The organism is Pseudomonas sp. GM_Psu_1, from assembly GCF_026544185.1.
In the GTDB taxonomy this organism is placed as follows: domain Bacteria; phylum Pseudomonadota; class Gammaproteobacteria; order Pseudomonadales; family Pseudomonadaceae; genus Chryseomonas; species Chryseomonas oryzihabitans.
In genome coordinates this window covers 407,717-422,376 of the sequence record NZ_JALNUX010000004.1, presented here as the reverse complement: position 1 = coordinate 422,376, position 14,660 = coordinate 407,717, and the positions used below count along the sequence as shown (strand labels likewise).

At 66.3% G+C, this 14,660-nt stretch carries 15 protein-coding genes; 7 read left to right on the top strand and 8 right to left on the bottom strand.

The features are described from left to right. Positions 1-77 precede the first annotated feature (77 nt). Complete coding sequence (gene gloA, locus OXS31_RS09350; protein ID WP_027598112.1) at positions 78-602, bottom strand: lactoylglutathione lyase; 525 nt, start codon at positions 600-602, stop codon at positions 78-80. Positions 603-848: 246 nt separating this feature from the next. Here gloA and OXS31_RS09345 point away from each other — a divergent pair, with 246 nt between their 5' ends. Continuing rightward, on the top strand, positions 849-1,040 hold the full coding sequence (locus tag OXS31_RS09345; RefSeq protein WP_027598113.1) for a CsbD family protein: 192 nt from the start codon (positions 849-851) through the stop codon (positions 1,038-1,040). 50 nt (positions 1,041-1,090) lie between these two features. Here the strand turns inward: OXS31_RS09345 and OXS31_RS09340 are convergent, their stop codons facing one another. Further along, positions 1,091-1,822, bottom strand: a complete 732-nt coding sequence (locus tag OXS31_RS09340) for a glutathione S-transferase (RefSeq protein WP_027600373.1) — start codon at positions 1,820-1,822, stop codon at positions 1,091-1,093. Between the two features lie 187 nt (positions 1,823-2,009). Between OXS31_RS09340 and OXS31_RS09335 the strand changes: the two genes are divergently transcribed. The 4 genes from OXS31_RS09335 (at position 2,010) to OXS31_RS09320 (ending at position 6,092) form a co-directional block, all read left to right on the top strand. Beyond that, entirely contained in the window at positions 2,010-3,086 is a 1,077-nt protein-coding gene (locus tag OXS31_RS09335; protein WP_027600372.1) for a glycosyltransferase, read from the top strand. Positions 3,087-3,108: 22 nt separating this feature from the next. Further along, positions 3,109-4,146 carry a hypothetical protein gene (locus OXS31_RS09330; RefSeq protein WP_267398735.1) on the top strand — a complete coding sequence of 346 codons (1,038 nt, stop codon included), beginning with the start codon at positions 3,109-3,111 and terminating at the stop codon, positions 4,144-4,146. Further along, positions 4,143-4,985: a galactosyltransferase-related protein gene (locus OXS31_RS09325; protein ID WP_267398734.1), complete on the top strand. Its 843-nt coding sequence runs from the start codon at positions 4,143-4,145 to the stop codon at positions 4,983-4,985. Before OXS31_RS09330 ends, OXS31_RS09325 begins: the two co-directional genes overlap by 4 nt. Before the next feature lie 126 nt (positions 4,986-5,111). Continuing rightward, positions 5,112-6,092, top strand: coding sequence for a YihY/virulence factor BrkB family protein (locus tag OXS31_RS09320; RefSeq protein WP_267398733.1), 981 nt, complete (start codon positions 5,112-5,114; stop codon positions 6,090-6,092). Between the two features lie 212 nt (positions 6,093-6,304). Here the strand turns inward: OXS31_RS09320 and gpmA are convergent, their stop codons facing one another. The 5 genes from gpmA to OXS31_RS09295 all read right to left on the bottom strand — a co-directional run bounded on the left by gpmA (position 6,305) and on the right by OXS31_RS09295 (position 11,715). Further along, entirely contained in the window at positions 6,305-7,051 is a 747-nt protein-coding gene (gene gpmA / locus OXS31_RS09315; protein WP_027598118.1) for a 2,3-diphosphoglycerate-dependent phosphoglycerate mutase, read from the bottom strand. A 128-nt stretch (positions 7,052-7,179) separates the two neighbouring features. Further along, entirely contained in the window at positions 7,180-7,407 is a 228-nt protein-coding gene (locus tag OXS31_RS09310; protein WP_027598119.1) for a hypothetical protein, read from the bottom strand. Positions 7,408-7,820: 413 nt separating this feature from the next. Then, positions 7,821-9,185 (bottom strand): cytochrome c, encoded by a 1,365-nt coding sequence (locus OXS31_RS09305; protein WP_186380417.1) that lies wholly within the window; start codon positions 9,183-9,185, stop codon positions 7,821-7,823. Positions 9,186-9,196: 11 nt separating this feature from the next. Then, a complete protein-coding gene (locus OXS31_RS09300) occupies positions 9,197-10,984 on the bottom strand; it encodes a GMC family oxidoreductase (protein WP_074583479.1) in 1,788 nt (595 codons plus the stop codon). Further along, complete coding sequence (locus OXS31_RS09295; RefSeq protein WP_042135227.1) at positions 10,984-11,715, bottom strand: gluconate 2-dehydrogenase subunit 3 family protein; 732 nt, start codon at positions 11,713-11,715, stop codon at positions 10,984-10,986. The genes OXS31_RS09300 and OXS31_RS09295 overlap by 1 nt, the downstream gene beginning before the upstream one ends. A gap of 568 nt (positions 11,716-12,283) precedes the next feature. On the opposite strand from OXS31_RS09295, the gene gabP reads away from it, so the two are divergent. Both gabP and OXS31_RS09285 read left to right on the top strand, forming a co-directional pair. Beyond that, complete coding sequence (gene gabP, locus OXS31_RS09290) at positions 12,284-13,672, top strand: GABA permease (protein ID WP_007161434.1); 1,389 nt, start codon at positions 12,284-12,286, stop codon at positions 13,670-13,672. 354 nt (positions 13,673-14,026) lie between these two features. Next, complete coding sequence (locus tag OXS31_RS09285; protein WP_007161433.1) at positions 14,027-14,236, top strand: DUF1127 domain-containing protein; 210 nt, start codon at positions 14,027-14,029, stop codon at positions 14,234-14,236. A 124-nt stretch (positions 14,237-14,360) separates the two neighbouring features. Here the strand turns inward: OXS31_RS09285 and OXS31_RS09280 are convergent, their stop codons facing one another. Next, positions 14,361-14,588 (bottom strand): hypothetical protein, encoded by a 228-nt coding sequence (locus OXS31_RS09280; RefSeq protein WP_027598123.1) that lies wholly within the window; start codon positions 14,586-14,588, stop codon positions 14,361-14,363. Positions 14,589-14,660: the final 72 nt, after the last annotated feature.

The window sequence follows — 14,660 nt, the reverse complement described above, 5'->3', positions numbered from 1 at the left end:
CGGTATCAGTTAAGCGCTGAAAAGTCGTCGGATGTCTTCAGCAGGACGGGGCCCGGCGGACGCCGGGCCCGCGGGGATCAGGACAGGGGGGTGAACTGGATGACTTCGACCCAGTAGCCGTCGGGATCCTTGATGAAGGCGATTTCCTTCATGCTGCCGTCGGTCAGGCGCTTCTGGAAGGCGACGCCCAGTTGCTCGAACCGCTCGCAGGCGGCGCGGATGTCCGGGACCGCTACGCAGGTGTGGCCGAAGCCGCGCGGATCGCTGTTGCCGTTGTGGTAGCTGAATTCGGCGTCGTTCTCGGTACCGTGGTTATGGGTCAGCTCGAGGATGCCCGGGGTCGACTTGCGCCAGCGCTGGCGGGCCTCCGGCTCTTCCGGCACCTGGTTGCGGTCGACCAGGGCGAGAAAGGTCAGGCTGAACTTGGCGTCCGGGAAATCCTTGTGATCGACCACGGTAAAACCCAGCACGCGGGTATAGAAGTCCAGCGAGGTCTCGAGGTTCTTGACCCGCAGCATGGTGTGGTTGAAGACGAACTCGCGGGTGGCGGCGTCGGGCTGGGCGGTCACGCCCGGTAGGTTGTCGAATTGGCTCAGCGACATCAGGATTCTCCTGTGTAGGGTGTGGCAATTGGAGAGACGGCCCCTGCGCAACGTTCCCGCGAGGGGTGGCGCCTGGGCGGTCGCTCACGAAAAAGGGCGGGAAGTCTAAAGGCTTCCAGCGCCGCTGCCCAAAGCTTCCTGGCGCGGATTGCCGCTGCGCTGTGCGACGAATGGTCGAAACCACCCGGCTAGAGCCGCAGTCGGATTTTACAAGCGCACTGCCTGTGCGATCCCAAGGAGACTGATATGAGCAGCACCAGCGACAAGATCAAGGGTACCGCCAAAGAAGTGGCCGGCAAGGTCAAGCAAGGTATCGGCGAAGCCACCGACAACTCGCGCATGAAAGGCGAGGGTCGTGCCCAGGAAGCCGAAGGCAAGCTGCAGAAGAACGTCGGCAAGGGCAAGGAAGCGGTCAAGAACACCATCGACCGCGCCTGAGTCCAGCCGTGACGAAAAGGCCGCCCCCGGGCGGCCTTTTCTTTTGCCCGTCAGGCCGGATCCAGCTCCGGATAGTGACGGAAGATGCCGTTCTCGCTGAAGGGCAGGCGGCGGGGCGAGGCCAGGTAGGCGGCGATGTTGGGTCGCGCGGCCACTCGCTCGGCCAGGGCCAGCACCCGCGGGATTTCCGGTGCCAGACGGCGCATGGCGTTGGGGAAGGCATAGGTCAGGCCGGCCACCACCTGGAACAGCGACAGGTCGACATAGGAGCGCTGGTCGCCCACCAGCCAATGGTCACCCGCCGGGTTGTAGCCCAGCACCCGCTCGAAATAGCTCAGGTAGGTACGGATCCGTTCGCCGGCAAAGGCCTTGGCGCGGCGCCGGGCTTCATCCTGCTGCTCTTCGTAGGTCAGGGAGATGGCCACCGGATGATGGACGTCATGGGCCTCGGCGGTGAGGTCGGTGATGGTCAGCTGCAGGCCGTGCACCCAGAAGCGGGCTTCCTCGTCGGCCGGTACCAGGTCCAGCCGCGGCCCCAGGAACTGGAGGATGTTGGCGACATGGGAGACGACCTCGTCACCGGCCTTGAGAAAGGGCGGGGCGAAGGGCGGGCGGCGGGTCTTCCTGCCTTGCAGATAGTCTTCCAGGGCGGGTACACCCAGGCCTTCGCCTTCCGGGGCGTTGCCGACATCCAGATAGGGTGCGCCGGCTTCTTCGAGCGCCAGGCGGACGAATTCGCCGCGGCCCTGGATGCTGGGCCAGTAGTGCAGTTCATAACGCATGGAAACCTCCGTCGTCTGCTGGGAATACGGGTCCAGGAAGGCTGACCCCCGGCAGGGTTCCGCGGTTTGCCCGCCGTGCGGCTTTCACGACGAAGCGCACAACCAATTCCCGTCGCTGAGACTCCTATCAACCAGCGGCTCGCGATAAGGACGGTGGGATGACAGGCAACAGCAGGCGGACGGTTCCATGCGCATAGGCATTCTTACCCACGTGAAACACCCGGTACGCCAGCCGTTCGCCGGCGGTCTCGAAGCCTTCACCTACGACATCACCCTGCAGCTGCGCGAGCGTGGCCATGCGGTGACGCTGTTCGCCAGTTCGGCCTCGGCGCCGGAGCTGGAGGTGGTGCCCATCCTCGACGACGGCAACTACGGCGCGGACGGCTGCCGGCGCAAGCGCAACGTGCTCAGCTCCGAATACCTCGACGAGCACCACGGCTATCTGGACTGCATGCAGCGCATCGATGGCTACGGCTTCGACGTCATCTTCAACAACGCCCTGCACTATGTGCCGGTGACCATGTCCGGGCTGATCCGCACCCCCATGCTCACGGTGCTGCACACCCCGCCGTTCTTCGAATTGATCAACGCCCTCGGCGAATTGCACAAGCGCGGTGGCGGCCATTACTGCACGGTGTCCCAGGCCAATGCCGACAACTGGGCGCACCTCGCGCCGGCCTGCCACGTGATTCCCAATGGCATCGACCTCGACGCCTGGCGCCCGCGCGAGACGCCGATCGGCGACCATGCCCTCTGGTTCGGCCGCCTGGTGCCGGACAAGGGGCCGCACCTGGCGCTGGATGCCGCACGCGAGGCCGGTGTGGCCCTGCGCCTGGCCGGCCAGGCCACCGACGAGCGCTATTTCCGCCAGGAGATCGAACCCCGCCTGGGGGACGGAGCCGTCTACCTCGGTCACCTGGACCGTACCGCCCTGGCGGCCGAGGTCGCCCAGGCCCGTGCCTGCCTGGTCACGCCCTGCTGGGACGAACCCTTCGGCCTGATCGTCGCCGAGGCCCTGGCCTGTGGCACGCCGGTCGCCGCCTTTGCCCGCGGCGCCCTGCCGGAACTGCTCACCGCCGAGACCGGCGCCCTCGCCCCGCCAGGCGACGTGCCGGCGCTGGCGGCGGCCCTGCGCGAAGCCCTGTCGCTGTCCCGCGAGGCCTGCCGGGCGCGGGCCGAGGCCCAGTGGAGCCACCAGCTGATGATCGACCGCTACGAGCGCCTGCTCGCCGATGTCGCCGCCGGCCGAGTCGCCCGTGGCTAGACTGCCCGTGGCTAGACCGCCCGTGACTGAGCTGAACGTCGGCTACTACGCCCACCATCACGGCGCCGGCCACGTGACCCGCGCCCTGGCCATCGCCGCGGCCTTCGACGGTCCCCTGACCCTGTTCGGCAGTCGCCTGCCCGAACGGGTGGCGCTGCCCAACGTCCAGCTCTGCCCGCTGCCGCCCGACGTGGCCGCGGGCGTCGAAGGCGAAGCCTTCGCCTGCCTGCACTATGCCCCGCTGGGGGTGGCAGGGCTGCGCGAACGCATGGGCCTGCTGGTGGACTGGTTTCGCCGCGCCTGGCCCTGCCTGCTGGTGGTCGACGTCTCGGTGGAGGTGGCGCTGCTGGCCCGGTTGTGCGGCGTGCCGACGATCTATCTGCGCCAGCGTGGCAGTCGCTTCGATGCCGCCCACGAACTGGCCTACGCCAGTGCCAGTCGCCTGCTGGCACCCTATCCGGACTGCCTGGAAGAGCCGGGTACCCCGGCCGTCTGGCGGGCCAAGACCTGCTATGCCGGCAGCCTGTCGCGCTATGCCGGGCAAGGGGCCGACCGCGGGCGCGAGCCCGGCACGATCACCGTCATCGCCGGCCATGGCGGCACCGCCTTCAGCCGCGCGCGCCTGGTGGCGGCCGCCCGCGCCTGTCCCGCCTGGCACTGGACGGTGCTGGGGCCGGTGCTGGAGGACGCCATCGAGGCACCGGCCAATCTGACTTTTCTGGGCAGCGTGGCCGATCCCGCACCCTGGCTGACCCGCGCCGAGCTGGTGGTCGGCTCGGCGGGTGACAGCCTGGTGGCGGAACTGGCCGACCTGCGCTGCCGCTTCCTCTGCCTGCCGGATGCCCGGCCCTTCGACGAGCAACTGTCCACCGGGCGCCTGCTGGCCGCCCAGGACCTGGCGATCACCTGCGAAAGCTGGCCCGCCGACGAGGACTGGCCGGGGCTGCTGGCCAGGGCGCGCGAACTCGATCCCGAGCGCTGGGCGGCGGTAAGCGATGGCGAGGGCGCCCGGCGCGCCGCTGCCTGTATTCGACAGGTCGCCCACGAGGTGCTGGCATGATCGTCCTGACCCTGGTCCATGGCCGCGAGCGGCAACTGGCCAATCTCATCCGTGGCTTGGAGCGGGCGCCGACCCCCCCTGCGGCCCTGGTGGTGGTGCAGATGAACGAGGCACCGCGCGCCTGGCACAGCCCACGCTTTCCGATCCAGGTGCACGGAGTCGAGGGCGACGGCATCCTGCCCCTGGCCGCTGCGCGCAATGCCGCCGTGGCCGCCGCGCCAGGCGAGGAGCTGGTGTTTCTCGACGTGGACTGCATCCCCGCGCCGGAATTGCTCGACGCCTACCGGGAGGCGCTAACGGCCCACCCCGAAGCCCTGCACCAGGGCTTCGTCCACTATTTGCCGGCAGGCGTCGCGGAAGGTGACTGGACGCCGGAAGAGCTGCGCGCCAGCGGCGTCGTCCATCCCCTGCACCGGGATCGTCCGCCTGGCGAGGCGATTCCCCACCCGCTGTTCTGGTCGCTCAACTTCGCCTGTACCCGCGCCACCTTCGGCCGCATTGGCGGCTTCGATGAGGGTTATCGCGGCTATGGTGGCGAGGACACCGACTTCGCCTTTCGCGCCCGCGCGGCGGGGGTGCCGGTCTACCAGGCCGAGGCGCGGGCCTTCCACCAGTACCATCCGACCTATCACCCACCGCTCAACCATTTCGCCAGCATCCTGGAGAACGCCCGGCGCTTCCAGGCGCGCTGGGGACTCTGGCCCATGGATGGCTGGCTGCGCGAATTCGCCGCCGCCGGCTACATCGATTTCGACGAAAGCCGCGGGATAGAGGAAATCCGCACGCCTACCGCCGCCGAAGTCGCTGCCTGCCGGGATGCCTCGGGGTCCGGCTTCTGACGTCAGGGCGCAACCAACCCGGCCGCTGCCACTCTGAAGGTAGGGCGGACCTGCAAAGCCGCCGGGCGCAGGCCGTGCAGGCCGGCCCCAGGAATCCTTCGTGAGGAACGTTCGTCAGGAGCCGTTATGTCCTTGTTTGCCTTCAGCCTGCGCGGCGTTTCGCCGTTCACCCTCATCAAGCGTGCCGTCCAGGAATTCGTGGCCGACGACATGCCCACCTATGCCGCAGCGCTGGCCTATCAGATGCTGTTCTCGCTGTTTCCCTTCCTACTGTTCCTGATCGCCCTGATCGGCTTCCTGCACTTGCCGGACTTCTTTACCTTCCTGCGCGAACAGGCCGCCTACCTGCTGCCGGTCACGGCGCTGGACACCGTCAATCCCATCATCGACCAGTTGCAGACGCAGAAGGGCGGGCTGCTGTCCTTCAGTATCATCGTCGCGCTCTGGTCCGCCTCCGGTGGCTTCCGCTCGCTGATGACCGCCATGAACAGCGCCTATGACGTGGTGGAAAGCCGTCCGGCCTGGAAGCGCATTCCGCTGTCGCTGCTGCATACCATCGGCCTCGCCGGAATCCTGCTCAGCGCCGCCGCGCTCATGGTGCTGGGGCCTCAGGTGATGAACTGGCTGGCTGCCTACGTGGGGCTGGAAGACTACATGGTGACCCTCTGGGCACTGATCCGCTGGCCGCTGGCGGTGGCCCTGCTGATGATCGCCGTGGCGGCGCTCTACTACGTCACCCCGGACGTGAAGCAGGACTTCCGCTTCATCACCCCCGGCTCGGTGCTGGCGGTGGTGGTCTGGATCCTGGCGTCCCTGGGCTTTGGCTACTACGTGCAGAACTTCGCCAACTACAACGCTACCTACGGCAGCATCGGCGCCATCATCGTGCTGTTGCTGTACTTCTATCTGTCGTCCGCGGTGCTGCTGTTCGGCGCGGAGATCAATGCGGTGATCGAGCACCACAGCGACGACGGCAAGGAAAAGGGCGAGAAGACCCCGGGCGATGGCGGGGTGGAAGGTGACGAGGAAATCCAGGCGGCCCAGGCGGAAGAAGAGGGCGTGCTGGGCGAGGCGCGGGTGGTGAAGCGCCCGGAGCGTCGCACCTGAGGCCGTAGGGTGGATAACGGCGCCAGCCTTATCCACCGTTCGACGGTGACCCTTGGTTGTGGAAAACGCCAGGCACATGGGTGATCGCGGCCATGACGGTCCGCCGATGCGGCCGCTCCTACGGTCAACCTGGGAACCTGTAGGAGCGGCCCATGGCCGCGATCAGACGGCTACTTCCACGCCTTCGTGGAAGCAGCCATACCAAAGGCCTCTTACTTCGCCTTGCCCTGATTGGCCACCGCGGCCATCTTGGCGGCGACCTCGTCCGGGTCGGCCAGGTAGTAGTGCTTGGTAGGCTTCAGGTCTTCGTCGAACTCGTACACCAGCGGCACGCCGTTGGGGATGTTGAGGCTGACGATGTCGCTGTCGGAGATGTTGTCCAGGTACTTGATCAGGGCGCGCATGGAGTTGCCATGGGCGACCACCAGCACGCGCTGGCCGCTGCGAATGGCCGGCGCCAGGACTTCGTTCCAGTAGGGCAGGACGCGTTCGACGCAATCCTTGAGGCATTCGGTGCGCGGTACCTGATCCAGCGACAGACCGGCATAGCGCGGATCGGCGGCCAGCGCCTGCTGCTCCTCGACGCTCTGCTCGGGCGGCGGCACGTCGTAACTGCGGCGCCAGACCAGCACCTGTTCCTCGCCGTACTTGGCGGCGGTCTCGGATTTGTTCAGTCCGGTCAGGCCACCATAGTGACGCTCGTTGAGGCGCCAGTCGCTCACCACTGGCAACCACATCTGGTCCATGCCTTCCTGCACGTGCCAGAGGGTGCGCACGGCGCGCTTGAGCACCGAGACGTGGGCCACGTCGAAGAGGAAGCCGGCGTCCTTGAGTGCCTGACCGCCCTCGTGGGCCTCGCGGATCCCCTGTTCGGTCAGATCCACATCCGCCCAGCCACTGAAGCGGTTTTCCAGGTTCCACGCCGACTGGCCATGGCGGATGAATACGACTTGCGACATGCGACCTCCATCTTGGGATTCATTGTTTGGCTCACGCCTACGCGAAGCTGTGCCAAACATACCGCAGATGGAGGCGGCCGGCATGGGCATCACGGAATCCGTGATGCGTCCGGCACTCGTAGCGCGTCTCAGGCGGCCAGGGCGCGGCGGGTACGGGCGATGACGCGCTCCAGTCCGTCGGCAGCGCTGTACTGCTCGGGGTAGAGGCGCTCGCTGCGACAGGCCACGCCGCGCTCGTCGACCACGGTGAAGCTGAAGCCGCCCTTGCGCGAAGCCGGGGTGGTGATGCAGTGGAACGGCGCAAAGGCCGCCTGGAGATGTTGCATGGCCGCGATGGCCTGGTTTTGAATGTTCATATAACTATCCTTGGGATCCACGCTCAGTCGGCGCGGTGAAATAACTCCAGCAACCTCGTACCCATGACGGCCGACGGCTGAATCTCTGGCTGGAGGAAGGCAGCGTGTGGGCGAAACGCCCAGGCATGCAGGTAAGTACTTGGGAAGGCAGGCAACCGGCCGGGCACGAGATTCAGAGGCCGCGGCGGCAGATCCTGAGCAATCGAGGGATCAGTCGATCCGGGTGACGCTGATTTCGCGCTGCTACAACGAGCGGAAAGGCGTCCAGCGATTGGGGTCAGCTTGGTACTAACCCGATCAAGCTAGCAGGATCGATGCCAACCGCGCAAGCCCGTCGGTCGGCGATGGGCTTGATGGTCGTTGGCACTCGACGAGCTGCTGCCAGACTGACCGAGCGTCAGTCTGGCAGGGACTCAGTGCGCCCCTGCCGGGGTGTCGCCGCCAGCGGGCGACGGAGCGGGTTGCTGGTGACCGAACGCCTGGCCCAGGTCATCACCGGACGTGGTGCGGTTGTCATCGGTGCGCCACTTGGCGACGTCGGCGGCGCTGACCGGGGCGGCGGCGTTGCCCCAGCTGGCGCGGATGAAGCTGACCACGTCGGCCACCTGGGCATCGTTCAGCCGCCAGCCGAAGGGCGGCATGACGATGGTCGACGGCGCCGTGTGCAGGCCGGGCAGGGTGCCGCCCTTGAGCACGATGTTGATCAGCGAACTGGCGTCGGCGGTGCGCAGCACCGGATTGCCGGCCAGCGCCGGGAACACCCGGTCGTAGCCCTGGCCGTCGGTGCGGTGACAGGCGGCGCAGTTGTCCACATAGACCTGGGCGCCACGGGCGCTGTCGTCGCCGCGCCAGAGCGCTGCGGCGGCCCGTCCGTCGGCCTGGAAGGGCGCGTCGTGCGGATCCTTGGCCGGCAGGGTCTTGAGGTAGCGGGCGATGGCTTGCAGATCGGCGTCGCTCAGGTACTGCAGGCTGTGCTGCACCACCTCGGTCATGCCGCCGAACACCGCGCTGTCGGCGGAGCGCCCGGTCTTGAGGAATTGCACCAGCTGTTCCTCGCTCCAGCTGCCCAGGCCGTCGCGGTGATCACCGCGCAGATTCTTGGCGATCCAGCCTTCCAGGGGCGCGCTGCCGGCCAGGAAATCCTTGCCGTCGGCGGGGGAGAGCGCCTTCTCCTGCATGGTGAAGGCACGCGGGGTGTGGCAGGCGCCGCAGTGGCCGAGGCCTTCCACCAAGTAGGCGCCGCGGGCCACTACCGGGTCCTGGTCCGGCGCGGGCTGGAATTGCACCACCTCGGGCGCGAACAGCTGGCGCCAGATCGCCAGCGGCCAGCGCATGGACAGCGGCCAGGGGATGTCGCTGTCGCGATTGGCCTGCTCGACTGGCGTCACGCCGTGCATGAAGTAGGCATAGAGGGCGCGCATGTCGCCCTCGCTGACCCGGGCATAGGAGGGGTAGGGCATGGCCGGATAGAGGGTATGGCCCTCCTTGGCGATACCCTGGCGGATGGCGGCGTCGAAGTCGGCATAGCTGTAGTCGCCGATGCCGGTCTGCCGATCCGGGGTGATGTTGGTGGAATAGAGGGTGCCGATGGGCGTCTGCATGGGCAGGCCGCCGGCGAAGGGCTGGCCACCCGGCGCCGTGTGGCAGGCCACGCAGTCGCCGGCGCGGGCCAGGTATTCGCCTTGCTTGACCAGCGCCAGGTCGGTGTCTTCGGCGGCCTGGGCCGCCAGCGCCAGGCCGCTGCCCAGCAGCAGGGTCGCGAGGGTGCGAAGGATCATGGGCGCGCCTCTCATGCCTGCACCAGCGGGCCGGGATTTTTCAGGTACTGCTCGCGGATGGCCCGCGCCGACCAGTAGGTCAGGGCCGCCACCAGGCCGGTGGGGTTGTAGCCCAGGCCCTGGGGAAAGGCCGAGGCGCCCGGTACGAAGACGTTGTGCACGTCCCAGCTCTGCAGGTAGCGATTGACCGCGCTGGTCTTGGGGTCGGTGCCCATGATGGCGCCACCGTTCAGGTGGGTGGTCTGGTAGCTGGCGGTGTTGAAGTGACCGCCGAAATCCTTGACCGACACGCTGATGTGCTCGGGATTCATGGCCTCGGCGATCTTCTTCATCTTGGCGGCCATGAAGCGGGTCATGCGGATATCGTTGTCCTTCCAGTCGAAGGTCATGCGCAGCAGCGGCTGCCCATAGGCGTCGCGGTAGGTGGGATCCAGATCCAGGTAGTTGTCGCGATAGGACTGGTGCGCCCCGTGGGCGTCCATCGACAGCTGGTGGTTGTAGTAGCCGGCCTGGGCCTTTTTCCAGGCACTACCCCACTGGGGCGTGCCGGGCGGATTGGCCGCGCCGGCGATGGGCCGGGTGCCGGCCTGGTTGACCCACATGGGCGAGCCGCCGACGAAGCCGTGGGGGCCGTGGTCGAAGTTGTCGGCGTTGAAGTCGTCCACCGCCACGCCATTGCCGCCTGCGCCGATGAAGGGGTTGGTGTGGTGCTGGTCCTGGCGGAAGAAGGCCTTGATGGTGGCCATGTTCTGGTAGGCGAAATTGCGCCCGACCACGCCTTCGCCGGTCTTGGGGTCATAGGGCTGGCCGATGCCCGACAGCAGCATGAGGCGCACGTTGTTGAACTGGAAGGCGGCGAGGATGACGATGTCGGCCGGCTGCTCCAGCTCCTGGCCCTGGGCGTCCAGGTAGGTCACCCCGGTGGCCTTCTTGCCGGTGCTGTCCAAGTTCACCTTGAGCACATGGGCCTGGCTGCGCAACTCGAAGCGCGGCTCCTGCTTGAGCGCCGGCAGGATGTTGAGATTCGGCGAGGCCTTGGAATACATGTAGCAGACGTAGCCGCTGCAATAGCCGCAGAAGTTGCAGGGGCCCATCTGGCAACCGTAGGGGTTGGTGTAGGGCCCCGAGGTGTTGGCCGAGGGCAGGTTGTAGGGGTGATAGCCCACCTCCCGCGCGGCCTTCTCGAACAGCTGCGCCGAGACGGTGTTCTTTTGCGCCGGCAGCGGGAAATCGCTGGAGCGATCCGGCGCATAGGGATTGCCACCCTTGCCGTCGCCCACCACCTGGCCCTTGATGCTCCAGGCGGTACCCGAGGTGCCAAAGACCTTTTCCGCGAAATCGAAGTAGGGCTCCAGCTCGGCGTAGCTGACGCCGAAATCCTGGATGGTCATGCCGTCGGGAATGAATTTCTTGCCGTAGCGCTCTTCATAATGACTGCGCAGGCGCAACTCCACCGGGTCGACGCGGAAGTGCACCCCCGACCAGTGCAGGCCGGCGCCGCCCACGCCATCGCCAGGCAGGAAGACGCCGAGCTGGCGGTTGGGCAGGGCGACGTCGTTGACGCTGTGGCGGATGGTGACGGTTTCCTTGGAGACATCGACGAACAGCTTCTTGCGGATGCTGTAGGTGAGTTCGTCGATCACCTGCGGGTAGGAGCCGTCGGGATAGGTGTCGCGGTAGCTGCCACGTTCCAGGGCCACCACGTCCAGGCCGGCCTCGGTCAGTTCCTTGGCCATGATGGCCCCCGTCCAGCCGAAGCCGACGATCACTACCTGCTTGCTGGGCAATACCTTGGCCATCAACCGCGCTCCCCGCGAATGGAGACCGGGGGCAGCGGATAGCGCTCGTCGCGCTCCACCCAGTCCATGAAGTCGGCGCGGGCACCGGGGAAATTCACCAGCTTCCAGCCGACCAGTTCCTTGTTGCCGCCATGCAGCGGGTCGCAATAGAAGCCTTCCCGGGTGTTTTGCAGCAGCTGGGCGAAGAACAGCTTGGCCGGTACGCCGTCCAGGCTGGCCTCACCGCTTTCCAGCGCCTTGAGGGCCGCGTCCTGCGCGGCGGGTGCCAGCTCGGCGAAGACCTTGCCGTGCTGCTGGCGGGCCCAGCGATCCACCGCGGCGATGCCCAGGCGATAGAGGTCCTGGGGTACCAGGCGACTCTGGTAGCCCATCTCCGGCGCGGCATCGGCGGCGAAGGGGCCCTGCATGTACCAGAGGCCGCCACGGGCGTAGGGGGTCTGCATCTGCCGGTCGATGAATTCCGGCGCACCGGCTTCCAGCGCGCCCGGGCCCAGGTCGTCCGCCGGAATCAGCCGGGCCACCGCGGCCTGCACGAAGGCCCATTCCTCGGCGGTAAAGAACACCGGTTGATAGTGGTCGGCGCGCGGACTGCTGCCCGGCTTGCTTTCAGGGGTGGGCGCGGCGAGGGCCAGGCCCGAGGGGGCACCGCTCGCCAGGGCGACCACGGGAATCAGGCTCAGGGACTTGCGTAGGAAGTCGCGGCGGGCCGGGACGGAATCGTCTGCGGACATGGTCAGGGTCTCATCAGGTGCCCGACGTGGAACCGCAGGGCTTATGGTTAGCTAGCTAATATGTTGGAATATTACCAACATCTGCCGGTCGCGGTTACATTTTGTCGCAGGTGTGCAGAGCCCTGGCGGCTCGGCAAGTTCCCACTGCTGCTGCATCGGCATAGAAAAGCGCCTAAGCCGCGGCTTTGGGCGATCCCTGCCACCCAGGCGAGCCAACAGCGGATGCCAGGCAAGGCGGTCGCTTCCGTCGTGTCCTGGTCCTGCGGTCAGGTAGCGAAGGGCGTGGCGGCCAGCTCCAGGCCTGGGGTTACCTAAGGTTCCACCTGTGTAAGCACCATAAGAGTGCAAGTTGCACAAGGTGATACCTAACGAAGCAAGCCGATGGGGCGCGCATACCTGAAAGAAATCGCTTTTCACATCAGATGGTTAGCGCGATAGCTCGACAGAACGCCGCTTTTTCGCCGCTTTCCGCGAGGCGTTGCACCCTTTGCGTTCATTTTGTGCCGATTTCAGCTTGGGTGGCGCGCAAGTTGCACTTGGGAGGCTTTCCGTTGTCAGGTAACACCTTATGTCCAACGTAGAATGCAACCTCTCTCCGGCGCTCAAACCGCGCCATGTGACCATGTTGTCCATCGCCGGGGTGATCGGTGCCGGTCTGTTCGTCGGCTCCGGTCATGCCATCGCCGCGGCCGGCCCGGCCGTGCTGCTGGCCTACGCCCTGGCCGGTACCCTGGTGGTGCTGGTCATGCGCATGCTGGGTGAAATGGCCGTCGCCTCGCCCGATACCGGTTCCTTCTCGTCCTATGCCCAGCAGGGCATCGGCCGCTGGGCCGGCTTCACCATTGGCTGGCTGTACTGGTGGTTCTGGGTCCTGGTGATCCCGCTGGAGGCCGTGGCCGCCGCCGCCATCCTTAACGCCTGGTTCCCGGCGATCGCCACCTGGCAATTCGCCCTGATCATTACCGGCATCCTGACCGTGACCAACCTGTTCAGCGTCGCCAAATACGGCGAGTTCGAATTCTGGTTCGCCCTGCTCAAGGTCATCGCCATCGTCGCCTTCATCGCCCTGGGCGCGGCCGCCCTGGTCGGCGCCCTGCCGGGTCGCGAGGTCAGCGGCCTGAGCAATCTGATGGCCCATACCGGCGGCTTCATGCCCAATGGCTTCGGCGCGGTGCTGGGCGCCCTGCTGACCACCATGTTCAGCTTCATGGGAACCGAGATCGTCACCATCGCCGCCGCCGAGTCCAAGGACCCGTCGCGGCAGATCAGCAAGGCCACCAACTCGGTGATCTGGCGGATCGCGCTGTTCTACCTGGTCTCCATCTTCCTGGTGGTGTCCATGGTGCCCTGGAACGATGCCCAGCTGCCGATCGTGGGTTCCTACCAGCGCGCCCTCGAGGTGCTGTCGATCCCCAATGCCAAGCTGATCGTCGACTGCGTGGTGCTGGTCGCCGTGGCCAGCTGCCTGAACTCGGCGCTCTACACCGCTTCGCGCATGCTCTATTCGCTGGCCCGCCGTGGCGATGCCCCGGCCAAGATGGGTCGTGCCTCCAGCAGCGGCGTGCCGCGCGCGGCCGTGCTGGCCAGTACCGCCGTGGGCTTCCTCACCACCATCGCCAACTACACCATGCCCGAGGCGGTGTTCAGCTTCCTGCTGTCCACCTCCGGCGCCGTGGCTCTGCTGGTCTATCTGGTGATCGCCGTGACCCAGCTGCGCCTGAGACGCAAGCTGATTGCCCGCGGCGAAACCCTGGAGTTCCGCATGTGGCTGTTCCCCTGGCTGACCTGGGCGGTGATCGTCTTCATCGTCGGCGCCCTGACCGTGATGCTGTTCAGCGAAGCCCATCGCTTCGAGATCCTGGCGACCGGTCTGCTGGCGCTGCTGGTCGTGGCCATCGGCACCTGGGTAGGCCGGCGTCAGCCCGCCACCCCGAGCCTGGCCGCTGCCGCGCGCTGATGACCAGAGGCTTCCGGCGCCACCGGGCGTCGGAAGCGCTCCTTTCTGGAGCACGGAGTTCCTTCCAGGCTGGACAGCGGCCGCGGTAACAGGTAGAACAGCACTCCTGTTTCCTGGCCTTCCGGGCAACTGTACAGCTCAAATTCCCGCGATGTTCCCTCTGGTAACCAAATTTTGCACTGCAATGGTGCAAGACGTTACAGAATGACCCAAATTGCAGCAGTACAGTTGCAATTGTGTGCCGAGTGATCCGCGAACCTTTCTCTGGACTGTTACTGGTGGTAGCACTCGCCTGGCGAGACAATGGCGCCATTCGATGACCAGTACCCGTCACAAGCGGGAAGGAAAGCCACCATGGAACGCACCTTCAGTTCCTCGCTGTACAACGCCAAGCCCAGCAACCGTGTGCCCGCTGCCCTGCGCGTTATCTCCACCCTGTCCACTTGGCAGCGTCGCATCGCCAGCCGCAACGAACTGGCCCGCCTGGACGCCCGTATGCTGGCCGACGCCGGTATCACCGAGGCCCAGCGCTACCAGGAAATGCACAAGCCGTTCTGGCGCTAAGCCCGGCTGCTGCACAGCTTCCACAGACCCCGCTTCGGCGGGGTTTGTCTTGTCTGCAGGCTGAACGGCAGACAGCAGAAAGCCCCGGCATGCCGGGGCTTTCTGTTACCGCCAGGGACGGTGATTACTGCATGTTGTTCTGGTTGCGAGCGTCGACCTTGTTGGGCTTGTCGCTCTTGAAGGGCACTTCGGCAGCGCCATCGGCACCGCCCTTCACGGTAGTCTTGCCCGGCACCTCGGTGGTGGCGGATCCATTGACGGCCGTGGCGCTCTTGGAGGTTTCGGCCGCGAAGACACCCGTGGCCATCGACAGCATCACAGCAGCGGTAGAGGTGATCAGCAGCTTTTTCATGAGTTCGGCCTCGTCGAAATAAACCTGTGAATCTGATGGGGCCCGCGCCGGAACGGTGGCGGGCATCAGCTG

Coding starts and splice junctions, on each gene's coding strand:
- OXS31_RS09340 (WP_027600373.1), bottom strand. CDS start 1,822: ATGCGTTATGAACTGCACTACTGGCCCAGCATCCAGGGCCGCGGCGAA.
- OXS31_RS09325 (WP_267398734.1), top strand. CDS start 4,143: ATGATCGTCCTGACCCTGGTCCATGGCCGCGAGCGGCAACTGGCCAAT.
- OXS31_RS09305 (WP_186380417.1), bottom strand. CDS start 9,185: ATGATCCTTCGCACCCTCGCGACCCTGCTGCTGGGCAGCGGCCTGGCG.
- gloA (WP_027598112.1), bottom strand. CDS start 602: ATGTCGCTGAGCCAATTCGACAACCTACCGGGCGTGACCGCCCAGCCC.
- OXS31_RS09335 (WP_027600372.1), top strand. CDS start 2,010: ATGCGCATAGGCATTCTTACCCACGTGAAACACCCGGTACGCCAGCCG.
- gpmA (WP_027598118.1), bottom strand. CDS start 7,051: ATGTCGCAAGTCGTATTCATCCGCCATGGCCAGTCGGCGTGGAACCTG.
- OXS31_RS09285 (WP_007161433.1), top strand. CDS start 14,027: ATGGAACGCACCTTCAGTTCCTCGCTGTACAACGCCAAGCCCAGCAAC.
- OXS31_RS09345 (WP_027598113.1), top strand. CDS start 849: ATGAGCAGCACCAGCGACAAGATCAAGGGTACCGCCAAAGAAGTGGCC.
- OXS31_RS09310 (WP_027598119.1), bottom strand. CDS start 7,407: ATGAACATTCAAAACCAGGCCATCGCGGCCATGCAACATCTCCAGGCG.
- OXS31_RS09300 (WP_074583479.1), bottom strand. CDS start 10,984: ATGGCCAAGGTATTGCCCAGCAAGCAGGTAGTGATCGTCGGCTTCGGC.
- OXS31_RS09295 (WP_042135227.1), bottom strand. CDS start 11,715: ATGTCCGCAGACGATTCCGTCCCGGCCCGCCGCGACTTCCTACGCAAG.
- gabP (WP_007161434.1), top strand. CDS start 12,284: ATGTCCAACGTAGAATGCAACCTCTCTCCGGCGCTCAAACCGCGCCAT.
- OXS31_RS09320 (WP_267398733.1), top strand. CDS start 5,112: ATGTCCTTGTTTGCCTTCAGCCTGCGCGGCGTTTCGCCGTTCACCCTC.
- OXS31_RS09280 (WP_027598123.1), bottom strand. CDS start 14,588: ATGAAAAAGCTGCTGATCACCTCTACCGCTGCTGTGATGCTGTCGATG.